Below are 21,951 nucleotides of genomic sequence, written 5' to 3' on the forward strand. Positions count from 1 at the left end.
CTCCTCCTTTCAAGCGAAAAGAGGGGGTGGCTCTAGCCACCCCCTGGCGCTTCAATTTCTTAGAAGAGAGCATGCGATAGGCAAGACCCAGGTATCCCCTATGAACTATCCTCTTCTCAGGAACTGCTTATGGGCCGGAGCAGGCGCAGGTTGGTGTACTCGATGAGGTCGGGTAGCGTCTTGGTGGTGAACACCTTGCCCTCGGTTGCAACCAGCAGATCGCGCATGTCCCGCCGCCGCACCCCAAAGCCCCGGCCGTCAATGCAAGCGACCAACTGATAAGTACTGCCCGCCCTGTCCAATCGCTCCGCCCGCATCTGAGCCAGCCGCAGGATACGGGCTACCTTGTCTCTGGCTGTGCCGTCGTCCCCAGTTATCTTGGCTTCGATTATGACCTTTGGGTTGCCTTCGTCGGGGGCGATGAAGTCCGGCGCTTGATCGAACCCGGCGATCCGCTCCGCCCGTGCGGTCCGTCGAAAGGGAATGCGGTGTTCTTCGAGTAGCTTGGCTACGGCGCTCTCCATTACGTCGCCTACCAAGTCCGACACCGCGTCCCGATGGCTGGCGAAGGGACGCCCCAAGAAGCGTTCGTACAGGAGCATGGCGTAGGAAGCCCCCATCGTTGCTAAATTGCGCACGCTAGCCAGCCCTTGCGCGGTGTCCATCTTGTCCAGACGGTGGATGACGTTGTCAGGCACGGGAGGAGCACCCTCAGATATCAGCTTGCAGGCGGTCTTGGCCATGGCCTGGACCCGCTTATACCCCAGGGTGCTAGGACGCATGTTGTTGATCCGCCTAGGATTAGTGCGAACATCACGATCAAGGTTTCGGGCAAAGCTTAAGCCAACATCTAACCCTGTAGATTGGCGCGTGGCATCCGAGAATTCCGGCGGAGTAAAGCCAAGAATAGTCCGGACTACAACGAAGCCGAGCGCATCAGCCGACCAGGCCTGTATCACTTTTTCAGTCGTGAATTCCTGGAAGCCGTTCGTCAGGTTGTACAGGGTCTGATACGCTTCCTGGAAGCGGGAGTATTCTACATATCCACTTCCTTTGGGAAGGACGAGGAAATCTGACTCTAACTGCTCAAAGACGGAGTCAACATAGAGGTCAATGCTGTCGGTGAGTTCCTCGTAGGTGACTGTATAGGGGAAGACGGAAGGATCAGTCATAGGGTAAGAATAAGGTCTTCCTGCACGACCTTACCCTCGGTATCCCCCACTCGCATCTGCATCAGTCGGTCCACCAAGGCCCTGGTATCTACTTCCAACATGATCTTTTTCAGGCCGCTGCGGGCGACTTCAAGCTTCTCCTTCACAGAGGGTGTCGAGGACCAGAAACTGTAGAGTTCGTGGATCAATATCCGGGTAATATGCCCAGAAAGGAGGCAGGAAACGTCCCCACGGGAGACCGCCACTCCCCCTCTTCGCAAGAGCTTGATCTCTTCCGTCAGCCGAGCCCCCAGCTCAGCCGAGAGTTCCTGCCAGCTACGGCCCCCCACCTGTATCCCGGCCCGGCAGACAAACACCGAGTCCAGGATGGAGGAGCCGGTACCCTGGATGTGCATGGATGCCTCCATCTCTCCGGGCACCGGTAGCACGGTAGTGCAGTACAAACGAGCGTCAAGAAGAGCCACCACGAGAGGCAGGTAAGCTTCCGGGTCGTTATGGTGGTAGGTGAAGACGAAAGGCCCTCCTGGAACTAGTGCCTTGGCCATGCGGATGAAGACCTCGGACAACCCTTCGGTGAAGTGTTCCAAGCCTCGCCCCAGGGTGACGTTGCCTGTCAATTCCTGGGATGAGCGAGTGGAGAGCGCGGTGAACTCCGGGTGATCAGCTTTCGCACGCCGGAGCCAAACGTAGCAGAAGTCCATCAACTCGGCGTACTGAACGTTATCGAAGTACGGCGGGTCGGTAAACACGCCGTCCAGGCTGCCAGACGGGAGCTCGGCCTCGGTGGCGCTCTGCTTACGGATGAGTGCGGCGCGTCCGGTACGCCTGGGAAGATCGTCCACGAAGTTTGCTCTGATCACCTCGCCTTGGATGGGCACCCTCACCTTCTTGCTCTTGCCATGGCAGACTTCAAAAGGTGCCTCGCAGTAGGCTTTTGCCTTCGCGTACTTCTGGACGAAGTGCCGGAACCCACCGCTGCCGATGCCCTCAAGGCCCAGAGGGTGGGCCTCGCACTGCACGAGTCCCACAGGAAATCCGTGCACCGAGAAGATATCCTGGCCTTTCAGGGCGTAAGTATCGTACCGGCAGAGCATGTTCTGGTAGCGAAGGATGTCGGAGAACACCGTGAGGAGCGCGTCCTGCACGGGACCCTGGGGCTGTTGGAGGATGGACCGCAACAAGGTTGTCAGCGCGAGGAGTTGCCGCTGGTTAAACATGTCGCGGTAGCGGTGGTATCCCCACCTGTGCAGTCGCTTTGTCTCGTCACCCTCAGGGATCAGGTCATCAGGAATCAGCGCGGTTAGTTGCGGCTGCGTGTTCAGCTGCTCGCTGGCCTGGGCGTACCGCTCAAGGTCCCTTGTGTCTGGGGTTTTGAAGTACCGCCCGCGATGGTGTTTTTTGCAGGCCGGACAGAAGTACTCCAGGGCATACATACGGTGTTTCGGGGGGCGCTCGCGGAGCACGCCATTGAGATAACGCCCGTCGTGGCCGCAGTGCCGGCAGATGAATTTACCTTTCGCTGCGTTGCCATCCAGACTCAGTTGGGCGCCGCACCTGCTGCAGCTAGGCGAGCACCCCCCCTCAGGCAGCCGCTCAAGCTCGTTCAGTTGGCCACATGCGTGGCAGGCCACCACAAAGTGGGTGTGGCGGTCGTTTTTGGCCACAAGCTGGCCCGGGAAGAGGTCCGAGTCATTCCCACAATGCTGGCAAGTCTCCTGCTTAACCCAGAGGATATACTTCACCGTTGCTCGGTCATAGCCGCACTCCACGCAGGTGGTTTCGTAGAGGTGGCCGATCTGCGCTTCGACCTCGTTTGCCACCCGGTTTGCCGCTAGTAGAAAGCCCTTCACATCTAGACTCGCCAGTTCCTGGCGCACGATCCAGTATGCCATCGGATTGATGTCGAATCCGACCACGTCGCACCCTAGGCGGTTAGCCTCGAGCACTGGGGTTCCCCCGCCCATGAACGGGTCCGCTATCACAAGACCTGATAGATCGTGGCCCCTATAGTAGTGCTGTTCTAGCCCTGGGCCGACAAACTCGCTCAATAAGAGTGCTCTAAAGACCGTACCGGGGCGGCGAGCAAACCACTTATGTACGCCAATGACCGGGCGGTACTCCTGTTGTATTTGCTTCTCCTTCAGCGCCAGTTGGGCGACAAACGGAATATCGAAGTCTTGTTCCAGGCTCAACTGGGACCTCCATTAGATATATCGGCTTCTTCCTGCATGCATCGCAAGAGGGCACGGCTGACCCCGACGGCATCCGGCCTGGGTAGAACGGGCAGTAAGGTCAAATCCTCCACCTGTAAGGGTTGGCCCCGTGGGGCCAACCCCCGAGCGAGATGGACCGTGTTTGGTGTCTCGCCAGTGACGCTTCTGAAGCCAACTGCTGATAGACTCACGCTGCCTCTAACCTCCGCAAACGGGGGAGGTCATCTGCTCCGTTGGACACCAACAGCGCTGACCCGATCAAAAGCATACTCACTTCGAGTATACCCGTTGCGCTCGGCCCGCTCGAGGAGCACCGCCGCCAGCAGGTGCTTGCAGGTGTTCCCCTTGGCGTGGTCGGGGCAGGTGCAGGACTCGCGCTCCAGGTCCACCAGATAGTGCTCGCTCCCCCGCACCACGTACACCTGGGGCAGGCCCTCCACCCGGTGTACCCGCCCCTCCAGCAGGATGGCCTCGGCTCGCTCGAGGCGGCTGAGAAACCCTTCGATGCGCTCACGGATGTTTTTCATGGTTTCACCTCGCTAAAGAAGTGGGGCGGCTTGCCGCCCCCGCGGTCAGGGTGTTCCCCTACCGGGGAAGCAGCTGGCGGCCATCCGGCCCCTCTACCTCCACCACCACGCCTCCACCAAGGCGCGAGCGCACCGCCGCCTCCACCTCCGGCATCCGGGCCGCGAAGGTCTCGGGCGATAGGTTGGAGGTCAGAATCAGGTCGCACCCGCCTGCGCTCGAGCGCTCCACCAGGGCGTAGAGGCGCTCGAGGGTGAAGGGGGTGAGACGGCTCTTGCCCCCGTCGTCGAGCACCAGCCGCTCGTACTGGGGTAAGACGCCCTCCCCGGCGGCGGCCAGGCGCTCCTCGGCCAGGAAGTCCAGTTCGCTCCTGAAGCGGACAAATCTGCCTTCAGCCGTTCAGGAGCTCGAGCAGGCTCTCTTTATGCTCATGGGCCAGCCTCTGGATCAGGGGATTCTGCTCCTTGCGAGCCCGGTACAGTAGCCCAGCCCGCCAGCCCCCCAGTTTCCCTGCCAGGGCCCCGGCGGGGTCGGCGTGACGTTTTGTCACACCGTTTCGCTTGTTTTCCTGTGACATTTTGTCACGCGGTTTCTCTCTTTTCGCAAGGGGGTTTCTCTCTCCAGCACGCAAAGGACTGTGACATCTTGTCACGGTGTTTTCTTCGATTCCCTGTGACACTTTGTCACGCCGAATGCGATGCATCGCCTGCCTACGGGCCTCGGGTTTCCCCAAAGGAAAGGCCCTGGGGGAAGACCCCAGGGCCTCCCATAGCAAGAGCCCGTCTTTGAGGGAGAGCCGCTCAACCACCTCCCGCAAGCGGCCCGCCTCAAGCCGGTACCAGCTCCTCTTCCGTGGCATATTCCTCTTCGGGCGCTTCTACCAGACCCGTGCCCCCGCACAACCCGCACCGCACGCATTCCTCGCGGGGCAGGTAGTTGCCGAACGAATGGCTGTAGTAGCTGCCTACGACGACCTCCAGGTATCCACAACCCTGGCACTCGGGACAGATTTCCTCACGCATGGCTATCACCCCCAGCAAGAAGGCGGGGCGGCCTCTGCCGCCCCCTGGCTCAGCACCACCCCTCCCGTTCCCGTCGTAGCCGCTCCATGACGGCCCGCTCCTCCGGCGTGAGGGGCAGGTCGTCCAGGAACTTCAGGCGGGGTCGGGGCCGGGGCTTGGGGCGAGGGAGGCCTTGGGGTCTGCCGCCGGGAGCTTCAAGGCCGCCTCGACCACCTTCTGCCGCGCCCGGAGGCCCTTTGAGGCCAGCAGCAACCGGGCCTGGGCCACGGTCAGGTTGGCGCCATCGGATAGCCGGGCCAGGCAGTCCCGCAGGGCTATGGGATCGTCGATGCGGCGCATAAGACCTCCTCCTCCAGGCCGTAGAAGGCCCGCATCGCCTTTCGCTCCTCCTCGGCCCACTGAGCCTTTTGCCGCTCGGCCACCTCTTCGCCCGTGAGGAGCCGGGTATGGCGCTCCCAGAGAGCGTCTTCTTCTTTCCCTGCGGCGTCCCACCAGCCCTCTTTCGTCCGCCGGACCTTGACGGTCCCGTCTCGCCGCACCCGGTAGACCCACTCGATGTCCGCGTACCATTCCCCGCTGAGGCCGTAGCCGGTGGTCTCGGGGTGGCGGTAGCGCTCTCCCAGGATCGGGTGGGCTTTCATCGCCTGGCGGTGGCGCTCCTCGGCCAGGCCGAAGGCCATCACCAGCCGGGCCAGCAGGTACTCGGGGTCCCAACCCCGCCGCTTGAGGAAAGCCTCCACGCAGGGCTCGAGAACCGGCAGGACCCCTGCGGGGTAGCCGTCGCAGTGCTTGTACAGCTTGATGGCCTCGAGGTCTTCTATCACGATCTGCGCTCTCGTGCTCATATGCCTCCTTTGGAAAGAGAAAAGGGGCTTGCGCCCCCTGGTTCTTGCCCCCGTCCCCAATCCGGGGTATCCGGGGGGGCAAGATAACTACTGCCCTTTCAGCTCCTTTCCTATCTCCCAGCGACCCCCGCACTCCGGGCAGAACTCGAGCCAGCCGGTGGGGTGGATGGCAAAGCCGCACCCCTCGCAGCACCACACCACCCCCCGCACACGCTCGCGCTCGGCACGGATGGCGCAGCGCAGCTCGAAGAGGGCGTCGTCGAGCCGCGCCCGCTCACGGGCGTCGCTGGCCCGGCGCAGCCGTGCCCGGAGGATCTCGCGCTGTTCGTAGAGCCGCTGCAGGGGGGTCTGGGGGATCACGCTCGCCATAGCCGCCTCCTTCGGCCGGGCGCGCGGGTGCAGGCCTGTCCCGACACCCCGGCCGGTCCCCGCAGTGGGGCGCTCGCGCCCCCTGGCCCCTCTGCGGTCCGGGATGATCCCTTCGGAAACCCTTTCAGCTTCCCGTCCGGCGACCCCAGCACTCCAGTACAGCCCCGGTCTCCAGTCCGCCCGGGCGACTCCCCGGAAGCACCAGGGCAGCGGCCAGCGTGGCCTAACCCCACGGGCTTGTTGAGGGGGCCAGTTGAGGCCTCGGACGTCGTTTGGCTTGTGAAGGTGTTTGCCCTTGACGATTTGCGGGAGCTTCATCCCCTCGCCCTCGACGCACCCCGTCTAACCATTAACCGGATTCGATCTGTATATCCTGGACCGGTAGACGGATTTCACGGCATGAGGTGGGTGGATGGTCTTCAGCGACAACGACACGCTACGGCTTCACGGCGAGGCCCTCTGTGCCTCGTCCCCCCTTCCGGGGGCAGCCCACCTGGTGCTTGACGCCCCCTGGGGATACGCCCTGCATACGCTGCCGCACCTGCCCCGCCCGGTGTTGGTGGTCACCGGGGTGAACTCAGCCCCCTACCTGCGTGACCTGGTGGACCTCAGGCCACAGGGGGTGATCGCCCGTCCTGTGGGCCCCCAGGAGGTGCTGGCTGCCCTGGGGCGGGTGGCCGAAGGGGAGTGCTTCTACGAGGGTCCTGTGCTGGAAGACGGACTGCTGCCCTGTGAGCGGGCGGTGCTGCGGCGTCTGGCCTTCGGGCTGGAGAACGCGGAGATCGCCCGCGAGCTCGGGGTGAGCCGCCGCACGGTGGAGAACCGCGTGGGGGCTCTGCGGGAGAAGCTCGGCCTGAGGGGCGGGTAGAGCTGGCCCTCTACTACCTTGGCATGCACCCCCGGCTGTGGGCCGGAAGGGGGGTCATGCCCGCAGTGCCAGCCTCGAGTCGGCCGGCCCCCTGCTGTGGGGGGCCGGCCGGTACCGCCGGGTTTTAGCGCTCACGCCGCTTGCGCTCGAGGTACTCCTCTTCGGCGGCCCTGGCCTCCGCCGAGCCCCGCGGCACGGCGCGCCAGGGAATTTCCCGGCTCACCAGGGCGCGGGAGAAGCCCAGGCGGGCGAGCAGCCACCGAATCAGCGCGGGCATGGCATCCTCTTCGACCTACAGTGTACCGCGGGCGGGTGACCCGGTGGTTGCGCTGCTGCTCCCCGGTGTCGTGGTTTCTTCTACCACTCCGGGGGCAGCTCGGGGCCCTCGAAGTCCTCCCACTCCTTGGCCTCGAGCCAGTCCGGGTCGTCGGAGGGCGTCTCGAGTCCCTGCGGGGGGAAGAGGGGCACGGCGGGGTCGTCCAGCCGGGGGACGTCGAAGCGGCAGCCCCACACCTCCACGTACTCCCCGTCCCCCGCCCACACGAAGAGGTGGGGCCACTCGGAGGCTTCCTCCTCCAGGCCGAGGCTCTCCAGCACCGCCCGGCGGTCCTGCGAGTCGCTCACGAGCAGGTAGCGCCCGTCCTCGAGGTCGCCCACCCGCACCCCCTCCTCCCACGGCCGGAGGAGCTCCAGGTCTTCGGGGGCGCAGTACCAGACCCTCCCCCCGTGGCGGAAGGCCCAGCTGCCCTCCTCGAGTTCCGAGGGGTGGGGGAGGGGCCAGGCTTCTCCCAGGCTGCCCGATAGGGGGTCGCTTCCCTGTTCTCTTTTCCAGCGGGCTACGTGGCTCACGTTTACCTCCTGCACGAAGGACAGGGGGCGGTTGCCCGCCCCCTGGTTCTAGGCCGCTTCCGCCCGGGCTGGCCGGGCCCCCTCGAGGGCCACCAGCATCTCCCTGGCGGTCTGGCTGATCCGCTCGAGCGAACGTTCCAGGTCTTCCACCGTGCCCTGCCAGTGCAGGATGTAGTCGCGGCTGCCCTCCATCCCTAGCCCGAGGTGCCGCCCCACCGCGTAGGCGGTGGCCTCGGCCTCGAGCTCCTTCACCGTCACCGGCGGTTCCACTCCCCCGTAGTGCAGCAGGACGTGCGCCCACTCGTGCAGCAGGGTCTCGGCTTTTGCGGTGGGGGAGAGCATCGCGGAGATGACGATCCGCTTGCCGTTGGTGTAGCCCATCGCGCCGCCGGTCAGCCGCTCCTCCACCGGCACCGGGCACCTCGAGCAGAGCCGGCCGTAAACTTCCGCCCTTTCGGGCGTGTCCTGCGGGGACTCGAGGGGCTTCCCCTCGGTCTGAGCGATGTCGAAGACGTAGGCGGTGTGGAAGCCCACCAGCCGCCGTTCTTCCCGCACCTCGCCGGTCCCCTCGTCCAGAACCTCCACCTTCTTGAGGGTGGGAGCCAGGATCGCGATGGCCCGCTCCCCCTTCTTCACCCGCCGCCCCAGTTCGTTCCAGCGCTTGATCCCGGCCACCAGCGTGGCGTCGGGCCGCTGCTGGAGGATCAGGGCCACGTTGCGGGCGCTGTACTGGTGGAAGCGGCCCATCCCCTCCAGGAAGGAGAGGAAGTCCCCGGTGTGCCCCTCCCGAAGCCCCCTCTCGAGTTCTTCGAGCCAGCCCTTGACCTTCTCCATGAGCGCGTCGGCTTTCATACTGGCCTCCTCGCCCAAAGAAGAGGGGGCGGCTCCTGCCGCCCCCTGGTGCTCTCGAAGGTTTCAGAAAGGCAGCCTGCGCACCCTGACCCGTCGGTCCTCGACCACCACCATGGCCCCGGCCTCGAGTTCTCCTTCCAGGCCGCGCAGGATTTGCAGAAGCCGTGGCCCCACCCCTTGGGGCCGCAGGTCGCCTGTGCGCAGCAACACCACGCTGGGGCGGTGACTCCTGGCCAGGGCCAGCAGGGTGCCCATGTCCTGGTCGTGGGTCAGCAGCACATACCCGCCTTCCGCTGCGGCCTCCAGGAGCACCTCGTCCCTGGCCGTCAGCGCTCCTATGGCCGACCAGTGCACCGCTTCCACACCATGGTCCTGAAAAAACCCCACCCACTTGGGGGTGAGGTTGACGTCGATCAGCAGCCTCAGACCGCCACCTCCCGCTCGTCGGCGAGGTAGGCCGCGTACTCCAGCGCAGCGTCGATGTCCTCGCGCTCGAGGTAGGGATAGTCCCGCAGGATCTCCTCCGGGGTCTGGTGACGCAGCAGCGTGAGGATAGTTCCCACCGTGATCCGCATCCCCCGGATGCAGGGCCTGCCCCCCATGACCTGGGGGTCGAAGGTGATCCGCTCGCGCCAGTCCATAGCTCCATCCTACACGCCTAGGCCGCCACCGCCTGCCAGCCCAGCAGGGCCAGGGCCACAATCGGCACCAGCCAGTAGCTGTCCCCATACCCCTCGAGCATCCGCCTCGCCCCGTCGATCTCCGCCTCTCCAACCCCCTCCTCTCTGAGGATGAGGATGGCCTCTCGGCTGGCCTCCCGCTCCTCAGGGATCACCAGGAGCCCCGCCCCGTAGGCCAGGGCCAGCACTCCGATGGCCGCCGGGTTGAGCAGGAAGGCCAGGGTCAGGCCGCTGCCGAAGAGCATCCAGCGCACCACCATCACCCGGCTCGCCAGCCGGGCCGTGCGCTCCCCCCGCGCCAGCCGCAAGGCGTGGGCCGCCTCGTGCGCGGCCAAGGCCACGTCCCGCACGGCCCGGCCCTCCATGACCCCCCGCCGCAAGAAAACCGTGCCGTAGAGGGGAGAGAAGCCATCGCTCCGCCCTGCCCGCACCGGAATCCCCCGCTTGCGTACCAGATAGCCCCCGGAGAAGGGAAGCACCGCCCCGGCCTCCCGCTCGAGGGCCTTCCGCCGGTGGGTGTGGTGAGCCAGCAGCCCGAGGGCCAGCACGGCCCAGAGGTAGAAGAGCATCTGTGTATCCATACCCGACATCCTTGCAGGACGAAAAAAGGGGGGCCGTAGCCCCCCTTCCCATGTACGCCAGCTTTGACCCCGCTCAGAACGCCAGGTCGTCCGTGCTCTCACCCCCCTCCTTCGGCTCCTCCGCCAGGATCACCACCGCCTTGCCGCTCACGGGGTGGGCGTTGAAGAGCACGGTCAGGCCCTTCTTGTTGGGGATGGCGGTGCCGACGCGGGTCCAGCGGGTCTTGCGCTCCCCGTCCTTCTCGTACTCCACCGGCGTGAGCACCCGATACGGCCCCTCGCCCACCGCGATCTCCTCGGAGATCACCACCGCCCGACCGCCCACGGGCACCGCGTCCAGCAAAAGCGAGAGCCCCTTGCTGTTCACGAACGCGGCCCCGATGCGGTTCAAGAAGGTCTTCTCCTCACTGACCTCGACGGGCACGAAAACGCCGATGCTGTTCGATTCTTTGCTCATAGAGCACCTCCAACCCCCTGCCCCCCTTCCGGTGGGGTCTTACGGGGTTTGCTTCGTGCTGTGGGGCCTGGAGGGCCAGGCCCCCTGGCTTCGCTTTGCTGTTCAATCCGGGCGCTTGCGCTCCTCGCCTGTACTTTCGATCCACTCCTCCACCTCCAGCGCCCCCTCCCGGATCCACGCCTCGAGCTGGTCTTCCGCCCCGAAGGCGGCGAGAACCTTTGCGAACTCGGCGGGGGGGAGGTAGCTCCACCGGGGGCCCGCCAGGGCCTCCTCGTCCGTGAAGCTGACCACGCTGGCGATCCCGTCGGTGCGGCTCCAGGTGATCCAGTGGGTCTTCAGGCCCGCCAGCCCGGCCTCCTCGAGGAGCTCCCGCCGCACCTTGCGGGCCATCCCCTCCAGGGCATTGGTCAGGCTGGGACCCTCATGGTCGTCCTGGTCGCGCAACACCACCAGCACCGCCAGCCCCAGCCGGTACACGTCCACGCCGTACCAGGCATGACCGTGCCCGAGGTTGGGGTAGATGAAGCGGGGGCGCGAGACAACCTTCACGCCTCCACCTCCCGCCACCACGCCTCACCGGCCTCCACCAGCGACCCGAAATCGGGATCCAGCAGGGCCTCGTCCAGCGTGGGGAAATACCGCCACTCCACCCCGTCCGGCCCCCGCAAGGTGCCCACCGCCCCGCCCCAGCCGGGGTTAGCCCGCGTGAGCACCTTGCCCTCGCTCCTGACCATGTACCCGCTGCTGACCTTCCTGAACTCCATACCGACCTCCTTGCCCACCCCGTCGGGGCCGCAGGCCCCCTGGTTCTCAAAAGAAGAACCCCTCAGAGAAAAGGACTTTCTCCGAGAGGCAGGAAAGGACGCTTACCTTTAGCCGTACACCGGCGCGGTGTAGACGACTTCCCCGCTCGAGTCGCGGTAAGCGACGGCCCGAACGGGTGCAAACCCGGCACGATGCAGTTCCGCCTTCAAGAGGCGGAGGGCGGCGATCTCCTGCAAGAGACCAAAGAGCCGCTTGGCATCAGCCGGTGGTAGGGCTTTGGCCAGTTCCCTCAGGCGCTCGCGCACCTCGCTCACCGACCAGCCCTCTCCCTGGAGCATCTCCGCCAGAACCGCGTGGGCCATCTGCGCTTCGACGAGCGCTGCAAAGCTCTCACGCCCTGCGTCGGGAGCGACTTTCGTCTCCCACAAGCCCGGCTTGCGGAAGCCGACGGCCTTGCCGTCACGGGTTCTGAGGATAGCGATCCCCAGGACGCCCTCCTTGAACTTCTCTTCCCTGGCGGCGAGGGAATCCACCAGCGAAGCCAGTCCCTCAAGGTTGTAGGGGTCTACCGCAATACCCACCTTCGCCAGCCGCTCCACCGTCTCTTGCGAGACGAGGCCTTCGGAGAAGTGCGGGTTGCCCGCGAGTTCCTCCTCCCGCTCCAGGCGGCTCAGGCTGCGAACCTCCTCCCTGGAGGAGAGGAAGCGCTCGAGCGCACCTTTCGCGTCGGCTACCCGGCGGTCGGGCTGGGCTGCGTACTTGTCCAGGAGCATCCTCTTGGTAGCTTTCAGAGCGAGCTTCTTCCTGCCCGCCTTGAAGCCCACGGTGACGGCATTGCCGTTCACCTCGAGGACGGTTCCCTGGCCGTACTGGGGGTGCTGGATTTGAGTTCCCTTACGCACTGCGGTACGCAAGTCCCACGGGAACACTTCATAGACCCGATCCGGGCCTTTCCACGTACCCACGGGCTTGACCCCTTTGACCTCCTCCTTCACCGAGTCGTCCTTGCGAACGACCAGGGTGGAGGGAGTCCCATGGCCGAGGTGCTTGCGGGTCTTCTCCAGGGCCTCCTTCAGGGCCGCCCAGGTGATCAGGGCTACCCTGTCGTCACGCGAGAAGCGCTCGAAGCGCTCCCCCTTGCGTGCGGCCTGGAAGAACTCCTCCTTGCTCACCCCGTCCCTCCTGAGAACCTGCCGGAGACCCTCGAGGGCCTCCTGCACGCTCCGAGGCTCCCGCCCCAGAGCCGCCTGGACCCGGCCGCTCCAGACTGCCGTGCTGATCATGGTTTTACCTCCTGGGAACAGGATACCACAGAGAGGCAATACAGTGCGGCCCTTGCCTCCCTGTCAGGGCGAGGGGTCGAGGGGCAAGAGCCCTCAGCCCGCCCAGAACGACAGCTCCCTGAACACCCCCAGGTCGCGGTAGTTCAGCGTCCACACCGGGGCTTTGGACCGCAGGGCCAGGAGCACCACGCCCGCGTCCTCCAGGGTGCCCCTCCACTCCGGCCTCGAGGCCAGCAGCACCCGGATGGCCTCGAGGTCTTCCAGCCCCAGGGGCACGATCTCCAACGCCTCCACCATCCGTTCCAGGGCCCGCCGGGCCACCGCCGCACCCCCCTCGAAGAGCAGCCACTTGTACACCTCGAACACCACCGGCAGGGGGGGTGATCAGAGGGCTCGCTTTAGCGACCGCCAGGCGGCTATTCCCCTCAGCCAGCGCGCGGAACCCGCGCACCGCCGCCTCATGGTCGGGGTCGGCGGCGTGGAAGAGCGCGATCAGCGGCCCCGAGTCCAGAACCAGCCTTTGCAGTGAAGCTGCACCAGCGGCCCGGCGATGCCGGGGGGTCATCGCTCCCGGCGGTGCAGGCGGTCCTCAGCCCCTTCCCCTGCGCTTCCTGAGGCCTTCTCGACGACCCCAGCCAGCTCCAAAAGGGCTGCCGGGTTGCGGCGCAACCTGGCCTCCAGCGCTTCCTGCACCAGGGCCGAGAGGTTGGTCTGGGGGTGCTCCTTCAGGTAAGCCTCCACCACACGGGCGAGGTCGTTGGGCAGGTAGATAGTGGTTCGCATGGGTTTATCATACCATGTAATACTACTCCACCTTCAGCCACCGCCCCCGGTCGTAGCTCTGGAGGGTCTGGTACACCGTGCGCATCTCTTCCAGGCTCCCCTCCTTCCAGGGCCGCCAGTCCCACACCCGCTCGCTCCCCTTGAGACCGAACTCGAGGCGCACCCGCCCCTCCTCATCCTGCCGCAGCCGGTAGGCATAGACCTGATTCCTGAAGACCCCGATGGTGATCGCTAGCGTTTTCATGCCCACCGGAGGGGGGCGGCTCCTGCCGCCCCCTGGTTCAACCCTTGACCAGCCGAGCTATCTTCTCCAACGCGTCCTCTCTTTTGAGGTTGACCACGGGCACGCCCCACCTCGAGGCCAGCCGGATCGCCTGCCCCGTGCCACCAGTTTCCGGCCCGCATTCTTGCTCCGACTCGGCCCCGTCCGGTGTCCAGCAGAGGACGAAGGCCACCGGGTCGTTCAGGTCGAGCCCCAAGATCTGGTGGGAGTTCCGGGCCATCAACCGCTGTACCGCCGGTGACAGACGCCCCCAGGCCGGATGCAATGCTGCCGCCAGCCGCACCGCCTCCGGGCTCGGGGCTTTCAGCGCCCCTTCCCGGTAGCCGTTGTATCCCGGCCACGGCAGAAACACCTCAACTGCTCCACCGCCCGCACGGGCCCCCCGCTCAAACGCCCGGTCAGCCCCTTCTGCCCCACCCGTTCGCAGCGCCCAGCCCCGCTCCGCCAGCCGCCGGGCAATCTTCCCCATCAGCTTTAGCACATCCTCGGGCGCACGCCTGCTTCCTACCCCAGCATAGGTTTTCATACCCCGTGCGCTGGGGCGTCCTGCCGGGCAACACCGGGGAGATCTGGGCCCGGGGCCGGGTGGAAGATTCGGGCTTGGGCCCGGTCCTGGGGGACCGGGGGTTCCGCTAGGTGGAGGGAGTGGATGGGGAGAAACTGGATAGAGGTGCGCTTTGGCGTCCTGGTCAGGTCTTTCCGGCTTCGCCAAGTAGAGAGCAAGAGCTTCGGGGGCCTCGTAGCCCGGATAAACCTCCTCATCCTAGCCCACAATCTGGTTCGCAGTCATGTCCTCCTCAGAATGGCTGGGGTGGGGCTATGCGGTAGCAAACGAAGGTATACCTTACGCGGTCAGTTGAGCTTTGATCTGCTGTAGTTCCTGAAAAGCAGCCCGACTGGCAACCAGATAGAGCTTGGCCTTGAGGGCGAAGTAGTTGATTTGGGTCTGGTGGGAGAGGAGTTCCAGCTTGACAAAGGCCCACATAGCCGCAAAGAAATGGTTGGCCTGGGTGGTCAGGGTCTTGGTAGGCGACTTGGCCAGGGCAGCGTTTTGTCGGATGGATTGATGAAAGCGCTCGATCTCCCATCGTTTTTGATAGAGCTCGATCATCCGTTCAAAGTCCAGGGTGGTATCGCTGCTACACAAATACAACACCCCCTGGCTCCCATCTTCGTGGGTGAAGACTTGCCGAACCCGCAGCAGGGGGAAGGGAACCCCTTCCAGATATACCTGCCGGGGGGTGGGGTCTTGGTAGTCCAGACCCTCCACTCCTGTCCATTGACCCCTTTGCTGTTGTTCTTGGCTCATAGGGGGTGCGCACAGCGCATACCGGCGGTGCCGATAACCTGGCGCTACCTTGCGATTGCTTTTGAGCGGCATCACAAAGTGCTTCTTCATGTCCAGCACGATAAATCGCATGTTCGCCGCCGAGGCAAGCCAGACGTCGTTGAGCACGTGCTGGAAGGGAATCTGGTTATGCACTGCGGTTTGCAGCAGGTAGCGGGCGTGTTCATTCTTGCTCACCTGGCTGCGGCGTTTGCGCTGGCCACTTTTCTGATCTACATAGACTTCCGTCTTCTCCACCAGCACGTAGCCTACCGGCAAGGTCAGCCCCTGGCTGTGATACAACAGGCTCACAAAGTTGATCCCCTTGACCATCCGCTCTTTGCTATTGCCAGGCCACTATATCGTTCTCGTCCGTGTAGGGTTTCTCCAAAATGCTATCATCCAGAATCAGCACCCCTTCCTCACGCTGTATCTTTCGCACCGTGGCTTTGACCTTGCGCCACAACTGCACCGAGCCTTGTCAATCTCCCCCCAGCATGCGGGTGATCTGGTCGTGGCTTATGGCTCCATCCACCATCCGCGACAATCCTGTGGCCGTCGCCGCTCCAAAGCTGCTCAACAAGTAATCGGTGTACAAATCCAGGGGCTGGGGATTCACCTTTTCAATCTATGCCATTTCAGAAACTGTTGTAAAAGTCCCCTCCTCCAGCTTAAGCGGCCCTGGCCAGCCGCTTCACCAGCAAGCGTATCATGCCTAAATACATCCAGGCTTCCGTTACCTCAGGGGGGTACTCGTAATCTTTCCCCAGCCGTCGGTTTCGCCCCATCCAGGCAAAGGTCCGCTCCACCACCCACCGCTTGGGCAGGGGCTTGAACCCACCCTCCCGCGGGATCTCCGGCACCTCCTCCCCCTCCCGCACCCAGACCCCCCGCACCCCCGCGTAAGGACGGGCCACCACCTCCAGCTCCAGTCCCAGCCCCCTAGCCACCTCCCGCAAACCCCGGTAGCCCCAGTCCACAAAGAGCTTGCGCACCCGGGGCCACAAGGAGAGGTCCATCCCCAAAAGCAACGCCTGCCCACCCCACTTGTCGTGCTCATTGGCCGGGTGGACAAAGGCCATGAACTACTCGCAACCAACTTTGGTTGGAGTTTCGCGCGACCATCCTCACAGGCTCAAACGTGTGTAGGACACTCGCCTGCGGCTCCCTTTACGCGCATCCCCGTTCCGGGGACGACCTACAAAAACAGTATACAGGACTTTGTCCTGGCGGGGCTATCCTTCCCCGACCAACCGAACTGCGGTCTGGTCGGGGACTGCCGCCCCACACCCCTTCCGTTCAAGAGACGGCCCCCCGTGTTCTGCCGCTTTCTCCCTTTGACCTTCTTCGCCCCGTCGTGTCCCCGGGGCCCCCTTTTTCCGTGGTCTTGACGGACTGACTATCCATGACAAGAGCGCTGGGGCAAGCCTGCCTTCCTTCTCGCTCCCGATCCCACCGGACCAGGGCCTGGGCCACCCGCTCCCAGACCCCCTCCTTCTGCCACTTGCGGAAGTAGTGGTAGACCGTAGACCAGTGGGGTAAGTCATGGGGCATGGCCCGCCACTTGATGCCGTTTTCCAGGACGTAAAGTATGGCGCTGACGATCTCCCTCCTCGGCACCTTTGCGGGTCGGCCACCGGGCTTGGGGGCGGGGATCAACGGCTCCAGGATGGCCCACTCCGCGTCCGACAGGTCGCTGGGGTAAGATCTCCGTGTAGAAGCCACCCTTCAAGTATAGCGGACTTTTACGACAGTCTCTCAGCTTTGCCGCGTAAGGTGAGTTACTGAATCACCGGCTCGGCTTCCGACGAAAAGTGTGGCTCGAATCTTCTGAAATACGCATGCTGCCATTACCATGATACCCTCAGCTCAGTAAGCCCACGAAACCCGAACGCGGGCCGCCATATAAGCCTGCTGGTCTGCAAAGACAAGCTGCCTTTCCACTGTAGAAGAATCTCTAGAGCTTTTCCCCCTATCAGGCGGGCTAGCGGGGCACCTAGGCAATAGTGGGTTCCTCCGCCAAAGGCTGCTGTACGGTCCAGCTTCCTTTTTAAGTCAAGCCGGTCCGGATCGCTCACCCAGCTGGGATCACGGTTAGCCGAGCCCAGGACTAGGTACACGACTTGGCCCCGCTCGATCCCTTTACCCTGAAAAACGAAGCTCTCAGTTGCCCAGCGGCCAACGATCTGCACTGGGCTTTCGAAGCGCAAGAGTTCCTGGACTGCGTAGCCCAGCAACTGCGGGTCCTCCCTGAGAAGCTTGAGCTGGTCCTGGTGGCTCAAGAGTACCAACACGCTGTTCGTAATGAAGTCAGCGGTGGTCTGGGTACCAGCGTCGAGCAAGGCCAGCAGGTTCGCGACGAATTCTGTTTGGCTGACCTGTCCTAATTCCCGCGCAGCTAACATGCCAGCCAGCACGGTTCCCTGGGGGCTCCCCCCAGCCTCCCCCGCGAGTCCTTCTACCAGCTGGCCATACTCGGCCACCGCCCGGTTGGCTCTTAGAAGCTCTTCCTTGGGAGAGGAAGAGCTCACACTGGAGATCACCCCGATCCAGGCGCGCAACTCCTCGAACGAACTCTCCGGAACGCCCTGCAATTCCGCCAACACCCTGAGTACCAGCGGAAGAGCATACTCGTTGAGTACATCCATGGAATGCTGGTCCTCGATGTCCTGTAGCAGCTTGCGGGCGACCCACTCGACTCGCGGGACTACACCAGCGACTGCACGCGGAGACAAAAGCGGCCCCATCACCGCCCGCAGACGAGCGTGACCAACAGTATTCTGAAATCCCACCTGTTGAGCCATCATCCGCAAAAAGCCACGGTATGGCTCGGAAATGGGTCTTCCAGAGGGGACTCCCCTCCCAGTAGCCGGTCGTCGTCGCGACAACCGCGGATCCCTGAGGAGGCTCGCGATGTCGGCGTGGCGGAATACATACCACGCTCCGGCGCGCGTGTGGGGAATCCCCCAGTGCACAGGGTCCGACATACGCAGGCGCGCGTACGCTGGATAGGGGTCGGCAAGGACCTCCGGCGACAGGGGGTCAAAGGGTGGGACTGGGGCCGTTGGGGGCATAGCTCTGGACTTCACCACCTTCTAAAGTTACGGAGCCTCCTTGTCCACTTTTGGTGCCCTTTCCGCTCGCAACTGGGAAACGCCGGGCGTCGAGGCCCGGGGTTTCTTGTTAGGGCGTGCCAGTTCGATCCCGACGACTCGTCCGTCCGGAAGAACCCTTACACCAACCAGCAGGTCATAGTTCTGGGCTCGCTTCAGTTCAGCCTCCCAGGCCGGGTTGCGCAGGTCGAAGATGGCGCCCTCTCTCCAGGCAGGTCGGCGCTCATCAGAGCAGTCGTGCAGCAGTTTAAGTGTGGCAAACTGGAAGCGACCCTGGAGGTCGGTCCGAAGGGCGATGACCCTGGCGTAGCAACATGTCGTGTCCATCCAAGGGCCAAAGTCCGGCAACTCGCCGCCATCAGCAGCACCGGCATTCCCCGGACCTCCAATACGCTGGGCATCCATTTGGACGAAGAGCTTCGTCACCACCGCCTGTAGTTCCTCTATCCTTTCCTCGAGTGTTCGGGTGTCCTTATTAGCCATCCTCCTCCTCCACAACGCTTATCGTTTCGATCCGGGCCCACCTCCCCCGATCTGCTCCCGGGGAGGTCCTGCCAGGGACGGTTCGACTTGGACGTGGACGCCAAGGGTTGCCACATGTTGCACAACCCCCCTCACTGCGGCTTCGCAACAACGATGGAGCCCCTTGGCGCTGCGCAGATCGCCGTTGCGGAACTTCTCCACGAGGCTCTTAACCGCGGGCAGCAGCGACGGCAGTCGGAGGATCTCGTCGGGTGTGCGCGACCAAGAGGTGAAGTATGCCCGGTTCATGAGGGCGGAGATCATGGCCACATCCCACGCGAGGTTCCAGGCGATCCATCGCATTGCAGGGGCGTCGTCGCGTTTTCGGGCATTCTCCAGCTTGGCGAAGTTCTCCAACAATTCCCCCACGATCCCCTCGCGAATGGCTTGCACGAACGATCCGGACGGCAGCTGATCAACGAGCAGCTTTAGCTTGGGCCAGTGCCCCTCCGGGTCGTACAGGGATAAGACCGAGACAAACTGGTCTACGCACAAGGGCCAGGTCAGGTCTACCCGCTGCAGGCGCCGGTAGACCGACCCCACGGTGTGGAATTCGACGCTGATTTTGAGCCCTTGCACGTAGCGCTCGTCCCTGCCGGGGGTGGGTGAGCTTCGCATGAGGACCGACATCTCCAGGTCGGAGTAGGGCTCGTCGGAGCCCCGTGCGGTGGACCCATAGATTCCGATGGCCACAACCGCGTCCGAGTAATGGCCCAGGATCCAATCTGCGATGTGCCGGGCCCTCTCGAGGCGTTCCCGGCGGGTAGTTGCTCGGAGGATCGGGAGAGGTTTGTCCCGTGCGTGCATACCGTCGCCAACTCCGATAAGGACAGTAGGTGGTCAAGTGGTGCTCGCGGTTGAGCTTTTGCCACCTATAATCCGCTCGATCTGTGCCACGGCCTCGGGTGCGAGCACTACCCCGGCCGCACCAAGGTTTTCCTGAAGCTGCCCTATCCCGGTGGCTCCCACGATGGCGCATGAAAGCTCCTTGCGTCGCAAAACCCAAGCTAGCGCGAGCTGAGCCCGGGTCATTCCGTGCTCGGCAGCGACCGCCGCCAATTCCCGCACACGAGCGAGGTTGTGAGGCGTCAGCAGAGCTTCCTTCAGCACCTTATGCCGGGCCAACCGGCTACCGGGGGGGATCCCGTCGTCGTACTTCCCGGTGAGCACCCCCATCGCCAACGGGCTCGTGGCCATCAAGCCCAATCCGAGCGGCTCCGCCTCCGGCGCCAGGGTGTTTTCCCACCGCTTCCTGTAAAGGATCGAGTAGTCAACCTGCTCGCAGATAGGTGGATGCAGCCCATTCGCCCTGGCAAACTCGCATGCACCCGCCAGCCGTGCGACAGGCCACTCGCTGGTTCCCCAGTAGAGGATAAGCCCCTGATCAACGAACGCGCTCATGGTCGTGACAATCTCCTCGAGGGGTACATCCGGGTCGTGGCGGTGAGCAAAGTAGATATCCAGATAATCCGTTCGTAGCCTTTGAAGGCTGGCCTGCAGAGAGGCGCGCAGGTGCTTGCGGGAGAGGCCCTGGCTATTGGGACACCCGGACACAGGCCATCCCGCCTTCGAGGCGAGGACGAGGGTGCTGCGTGGGTACTCGGCGAGCACGCTGCCCATGAGTTCTTCAGCGCATCCGTTCGCATAGGTGTCCGCGTTATCGAAGAAGTTGACGCCGGACTCGTAGGCCAGACACACGATCTTCTTGACCTCGCCCACATCCTTCACGCAATCTCCGAAGCTGGCCCAGGCACCCAGGGCGATCTCGGAGACCTGAAGGCCCCACTTACCGACCTTGCGATACCTCATGCCCATTAAGCACCCCCACCGCTATCGCCGCAGGTTGGCTCTCAGTTCCCAGTCCCCTCATAAGCGCGGAGGGCCCACGACCACGCCAGCAGGCACAAGCCGAAGAACGCGCCGGCAGCGACCAAAGCCTCGGCAAGGGCGATGGTGCCTGCTGTGCGTGTGTGCTCGTCGAGCAGGAGAGCGGCAGGAACATAGCCGGTCAGCGCCAGCGGGACGACGAACGTCAGGAGAAAGGCCCCGGTTCGACCGAAGATGGGAAGCGGGTACTTGGCGAACTCGGTTAAGCTCCACAAGGTCGTGATGGCGTCCAAACTGCCGATGACCCGCATGGCTACGGCAGCCCCCAGGATCATGAGCCCGAGATAGATGAACGCGCCCAGGAGAACAAATAAGAGGACCGTGGCAACCTTACCGGCAGTCCATTCCACCCCGGCCGCGGACGCTCCATGGAGGACCAGGATCAGCCCGGTCAGGCATCCTGAAATCCGCTCGAAGTGGATCCGCTCAGTGAGGAGCTGGAAGAGTACCCCGAGCGGACGGAGCTTGTAGAGCAGCAGGCTGCCGTCCTGGGCGTAGCTGCCGACCCACCATAGGCTCTCCCCCAGAGTGTCGGCAAGGCCGAGCGCCATTCGGTTCAACCCGTAAAGCACGAGCATCTCGGGGAAGGTCCAGCCGCGGACTTGCGGCACGTGTGTGAAGATGACGGAGAAAAGCACCAGGGTCAGGGCCTGCTCCAGGAGCACGGTGAGCACGCCAGCGGTATAGTCCACCCGGTACTGCTTCCAGGTCGCGAATTGCAGCCTCAGGGCGGCCAGCGCGAGGGCGAGGTAGTGGGTCATTTATCCTCCTTGCACGTTGAACCGCTGGCGTACTCGTCCGAGGAGGAAGCGGGAGCTTGCAGCAAGCACCAGGAGCCAGAACAGCTGCACCGCCAGTCCGCGGAAGATCTCGCTCTCCGGCATGGACGGCTGCAGCATGCGCGCAGGAAGGTAGATAAAGGCCTGGAAAGGCAGCAGACTGGCTAGAAGGGCGTAGCGATCCGGCAGCAGGTCAATGGGGAAAAATGCCCCGCTCAGGAGCGCCACGACCAGGGCCTTGGCTTCGTTGATCCCCTGCTGCGCGCTAGTGTAGAAAGCCGAGAGGCTCATCAAGAACTCGAAAAAGTAGGCACAGGCAAAACCCACCACCAGGCTCAGGAAGAACCACCCCAACCGCCACTCGCCAGCGCTCCAGGCCCCGGAGACGAACGCTGCGGTGGCGTAGGCCGGCAGCGCCATGACCAACTGTCCGGCCTTCTGCCCTAACCACCGGGCTAGGAGGGCATACTCCAGTTCGACCGGCTGTACCAAGTCGTACACAACGGTTCCCACACGGACGCGCTGGGCAAAGAACCCCCAGGCAGGCCCGCCGGTGAATCGCGCTGCGAGTCGCGCGGTCAATAAGTACAAGTAGAAAGCAGCGAAGTCCCGATCCGCAAATGACCCTGCGGGTACGGAAAGGAAAACCGCGCGCCACAAAAAGTAAAATGCCACCAGGAGCGCCAGCTCTCCGACGACCCAGACCGCGGCCGCTCTACGGTATGCGAGGGCCAGCTGAAATCCGACACGGAGGTTGGCGGTATAAGGGATCATCT

General features: G+C 63.9%; 34 protein-coding genes and 1 pseudogene. 2 read left to right on the forward strand and 33 right to left on the reverse strand.

From position 1 onward, the window contains the following. Nucleotides 1-116: 116 nt before the first annotated feature. The 9 genes from B047_RS0102460 to B047_RS0102495 form a co-directional block, all read right to left on the reverse strand. Nucleotides 117-1,172: a hypothetical protein gene (locus B047_RS0102460; RefSeq protein WP_018465382.1), complete on the reverse strand. Its 1,056-nt coding sequence runs from the start codon at nucleotides 1,170-1,172 to the stop codon at nucleotides 117-119. Then, nucleotides 1,169-3,364, reverse strand: coding sequence for a DUF1156 domain-containing protein (locus B047_RS16075; protein ID WP_018465383.1), 2,196 nt, complete (start codon nucleotides 3,362-3,364; stop codon nucleotides 1,169-1,171). Before B047_RS16075 ends, B047_RS0102460 begins: the two co-directional genes overlap by 4 nt. Nucleotides 3,365-3,606: 242 nt before the next feature. Next, entirely contained in the window at nucleotides 3,607-3,912 is a 306-nt protein-coding gene (locus B047_RS0102470) for an SWIM zinc finger family protein (protein ID WP_018465384.1), read from the reverse strand. Nucleotides 3,913-3,970: 58 nt separating this feature from the next. Then, nucleotides 3,971-4,204, reverse strand: a complete 234-nt coding sequence (locus B047_RS16080; RefSeq protein WP_018465385.1) for a hypothetical protein — start codon at nucleotides 4,202-4,204, stop codon at nucleotides 3,971-3,973. A 97-nt stretch (nucleotides 4,205-4,301) separates the two neighbouring features. Continuing rightward, nucleotides 4,302-4,460, reverse strand: a complete 159-nt coding sequence (locus B047_RS18165) for a hypothetical protein (RefSeq protein ID WP_018465386.1) — start codon at nucleotides 4,458-4,460, stop codon at nucleotides 4,302-4,304. A 277-nt stretch (nucleotides 4,461-4,737) separates the two neighbouring features. Then, entirely contained in the window at nucleotides 4,738-4,932 is a 195-nt protein-coding gene (locus B047_RS17420; protein WP_084784921.1) for a molecular chaperone DnaJ, read from the reverse strand. 132 nt (nucleotides 4,933-5,064) lie between these two features. Further along, nucleotides 5,065-5,271: a hypothetical protein gene (locus tag B047_RS16090; protein WP_018465387.1), complete on the reverse strand. Its 207-nt coding sequence runs from the start codon at nucleotides 5,269-5,271 to the stop codon at nucleotides 5,065-5,067. Further along, nucleotides 5,247-5,777, reverse strand: coding sequence for a hypothetical protein (locus B047_RS0102490; RefSeq protein WP_040778813.1), 531 nt, complete (start codon nucleotides 5,775-5,777; stop codon nucleotides 5,247-5,249). The genes B047_RS16090 and B047_RS0102490 overlap by 25 nt, the downstream gene beginning before the upstream one ends. A gap of 87 nt (nucleotides 5,778-5,864) precedes the next feature. Then, entirely contained in the window at nucleotides 5,865-6,146 is a 282-nt protein-coding gene (locus B047_RS0102495) for a hypothetical protein (protein WP_018465389.1), read from the reverse strand. A 412-nt stretch (nucleotides 6,147-6,558) separates the two neighbouring features. On the opposite strand from B047_RS0102495, the gene B047_RS0102500 reads away from it, so the two are divergent. Next, complete coding sequence (locus B047_RS0102500; protein WP_018465390.1) at nucleotides 6,559-7,014, forward strand: helix-turn-helix transcriptional regulator; 456 nt, start codon at nucleotides 6,559-6,561, stop codon at nucleotides 7,012-7,014. Between the two features lie 124 nt (nucleotides 7,015-7,138). On the opposite strand, the gene B047_RS18075 is transcribed toward B047_RS0102500, so the two are convergent. From B047_RS18075 to B047_RS0102570, 14 genes are all read right to left on the reverse strand, one after another. Further along, nucleotides 7,139-7,291 carry a hypothetical protein gene (locus tag B047_RS18075; protein WP_018465391.1) on the reverse strand — a complete coding sequence of 51 codons (153 nt, stop codon included), beginning with the start codon at nucleotides 7,289-7,291 and terminating at the stop codon, nucleotides 7,139-7,141. An 80-nt stretch (nucleotides 7,292-7,371) separates the two neighbouring features. Beyond that, nucleotides 7,372-7,863, reverse strand: coding sequence for a DUF6839 family protein (locus tag B047_RS17790; protein ID WP_157205785.1), 492 nt, complete (start codon nucleotides 7,861-7,863; stop codon nucleotides 7,372-7,374). Between the two features lie 48 nt (nucleotides 7,864-7,911). Then, nucleotides 7,912-8,715: an ArdC-like ssDNA-binding domain-containing protein gene (locus tag B047_RS0102515; RefSeq protein WP_018465393.1), complete on the reverse strand. Its 804-nt coding sequence runs from the start codon at nucleotides 8,713-8,715 to the stop codon at nucleotides 7,912-7,914. Nucleotides 8,716-8,778: 63 nt separating this feature from the next. After that, complete coding sequence (locus B047_RS0102520) at nucleotides 8,779-9,141, reverse strand: DUF5615 family PIN-like protein (RefSeq protein WP_040779068.1); 363 nt, start codon at nucleotides 9,139-9,141, stop codon at nucleotides 8,779-8,781. Continuing rightward, nucleotides 9,138-9,356, reverse strand: a complete 219-nt coding sequence (locus tag B047_RS0102525; RefSeq protein WP_018465395.1) for a DUF433 domain-containing protein — start codon at nucleotides 9,354-9,356, stop codon at nucleotides 9,138-9,140. Before B047_RS0102525 ends, B047_RS0102520 begins: the two co-directional genes overlap by 4 nt. A 17-nt stretch (nucleotides 9,357-9,373) precedes the next feature. Then, complete coding sequence (locus B047_RS0102530; protein ID WP_018465396.1) at nucleotides 9,374-9,976, reverse strand: zinc metallopeptidase; 603 nt, start codon at nucleotides 9,974-9,976, stop codon at nucleotides 9,374-9,376. A 73-nt stretch (nucleotides 9,977-10,049) separates the two neighbouring features. Next, a complete protein-coding gene (locus B047_RS16100; protein ID WP_018465397.1) occupies nucleotides 10,050-10,433 on the reverse strand; it encodes a hypothetical protein in 384 nt (127 codons plus the stop codon). Between the two features lie 102 nt (nucleotides 10,434-10,535). Further along, complete coding sequence (locus B047_RS0102540; RefSeq protein WP_018465398.1) at nucleotides 10,536-10,982, reverse strand: hypothetical protein; 447 nt, start codon at nucleotides 10,980-10,982, stop codon at nucleotides 10,536-10,538. Beyond that, nucleotides 10,979-11,197, reverse strand: a complete 219-nt coding sequence (locus B047_RS0102545; protein ID WP_018465399.1) for a hypothetical protein — start codon at nucleotides 11,195-11,197, stop codon at nucleotides 10,979-10,981. The genes B047_RS0102540 and B047_RS0102545 overlap by 4 nt, the downstream gene beginning before the upstream one ends. Nucleotides 11,198-11,305: 108 nt before the next feature. Then, complete coding sequence (locus B047_RS0102550; protein WP_018465400.1) at nucleotides 11,306-12,481, reverse strand: hypothetical protein; 1,176 nt, start codon at nucleotides 12,479-12,481, stop codon at nucleotides 11,306-11,308. 93 nt (nucleotides 12,482-12,574) lie between these two features. Then, the gene (locus B047_RS18270; protein WP_245533679.1) at nucleotides 12,575-12,838 is read right to left on the reverse strand and encodes a type II toxin-antitoxin system VapC family toxin; all 264 of its coding nucleotides are present in this window, start codon (nucleotides 12,836-12,838) and stop codon (nucleotides 12,575-12,577) included. A gap of 204 nt (nucleotides 12,839-13,042) precedes the next feature. Beyond that, nucleotides 13,043-13,264, reverse strand: coding sequence for a hypothetical protein (locus B047_RS0102560; RefSeq protein WP_013157071.1), 222 nt, complete (start codon nucleotides 13,262-13,264; stop codon nucleotides 13,043-13,045). A gap of 22 nt (nucleotides 13,265-13,286) precedes the next feature. Then, on the reverse strand, nucleotides 13,287-13,508 hold the full coding sequence (locus tag B047_RS0102565; protein WP_013157070.1) for a hypothetical protein: 222 nt from the start codon (nucleotides 13,506-13,508) through the stop codon (nucleotides 13,287-13,289). A 37-nt stretch (nucleotides 13,509-13,545) separates the two neighbouring features. Further along, the gene (locus tag B047_RS0102570; RefSeq protein WP_013012852.1) at nucleotides 13,546-14,073 is read right to left on the reverse strand and encodes an LOG family protein; all 528 of its coding nucleotides are present in this window, start codon (nucleotides 14,071-14,073) and stop codon (nucleotides 13,546-13,548) included. Nucleotides 14,074-14,081: 8 nt separating this feature from the next. On the opposite strand from B047_RS0102570, the pseudogene B047_RS18640 reads away from it, so the two are divergent. Further along, a pseudogene (locus B047_RS18640) lies at nucleotides 14,082-14,424 on the forward strand (hypothetical protein); the annotation flags it as partial. Here B047_RS18640 and B047_RS16110 read toward each other — a convergent pair. From B047_RS16110 to B047_RS0102620, 10 genes are all read right to left on the reverse strand, one after another. Further along, nucleotides 14,392-15,207: a transposase gene (locus B047_RS16110; protein ID WP_015586370.1), complete on the reverse strand. Its 816-nt coding sequence runs from the start codon at nucleotides 15,205-15,207 to the stop codon at nucleotides 14,392-14,394. The pseudogene B047_RS18640 and the gene B047_RS16110 overlap by 33 nt on opposite strands. Before the next feature lie 148 nt (nucleotides 15,208-15,355). Next, a complete protein-coding gene (locus B047_RS17800) occupies nucleotides 15,356-15,493 on the reverse strand; it encodes a hypothetical protein (protein ID WP_156941926.1) in 138 nt (45 codons plus the stop codon). A gap of 52 nt (nucleotides 15,494-15,545) precedes the next feature. Then, complete coding sequence (locus tag B047_RS0102585) at nucleotides 15,546-15,956, reverse strand: IS5/IS1182 family transposase (RefSeq protein ID WP_018465403.1); 411 nt, start codon at nucleotides 15,954-15,956, stop codon at nucleotides 15,546-15,548. Nucleotides 15,957-16,173: 217 nt separating this feature from the next. After that, entirely contained in the window at nucleotides 16,174-16,599 is a 426-nt protein-coding gene (locus tag B047_RS18645) for an IS5 family transposase (protein ID WP_015586368.1), read from the reverse strand. Nucleotides 16,600-16,724: 125 nt separating this feature from the next. Beyond that, nucleotides 16,725-17,522, reverse strand: coding sequence for a cytochrome P450 (locus B047_RS18080; protein WP_157413565.1), 798 nt, complete (start codon nucleotides 17,520-17,522; stop codon nucleotides 16,725-16,727). Between the two features lie 453 nt (nucleotides 17,523-17,975). Further along, nucleotides 17,976-18,470 (reverse strand): hypothetical protein, encoded by a 495-nt coding sequence (locus B047_RS0102600; RefSeq protein ID WP_013012849.1) that lies wholly within the window; start codon nucleotides 18,468-18,470, stop codon nucleotides 17,976-17,978. An 18-nt stretch (nucleotides 18,471-18,488) separates the two neighbouring features. After that, complete coding sequence (locus tag B047_RS0102605) at nucleotides 18,489-19,202, reverse strand: kanamycin nucleotidyltransferase C-terminal domain-containing protein (RefSeq protein ID WP_245533680.1); 714 nt, start codon at nucleotides 19,200-19,202, stop codon at nucleotides 18,489-18,491. A 147-nt stretch (nucleotides 19,203-19,349) separates the two neighbouring features. After that, the gene (locus B047_RS0102610) at nucleotides 19,350-20,324 is read right to left on the reverse strand and encodes an aldo/keto reductase (RefSeq protein WP_013012847.1); all 975 of its coding nucleotides are present in this window, start codon (nucleotides 20,322-20,324) and stop codon (nucleotides 19,350-19,352) included. 35 nt (nucleotides 20,325-20,359) lie between these two features. Next, the gene (locus B047_RS0102615) at nucleotides 20,360-21,157 is read right to left on the reverse strand and encodes an ABC transporter permease (protein ID WP_013012846.1); all 798 of its coding nucleotides are present in this window, start codon (nucleotides 21,155-21,157) and stop codon (nucleotides 20,360-20,362) included. Beyond that, entirely contained in the window at nucleotides 21,158-21,949 is a 792-nt protein-coding gene (locus B047_RS0102620; RefSeq protein WP_013012845.1) for an ABC transporter permease, read from the reverse strand. It abuts the gene before it with no gap. Between the last annotated feature and the right edge of the window lie 2 nt (nucleotides 21,950-21,951).

Source organism: Calidithermus timidus DSM 17022 (genome assembly GCF_000373205.1).
In the GTDB taxonomy this organism is placed as follows: Bacteria; Deinococcota; Deinococci; order Deinococcales; family Thermaceae; genus Calidithermus; species Calidithermus timidus.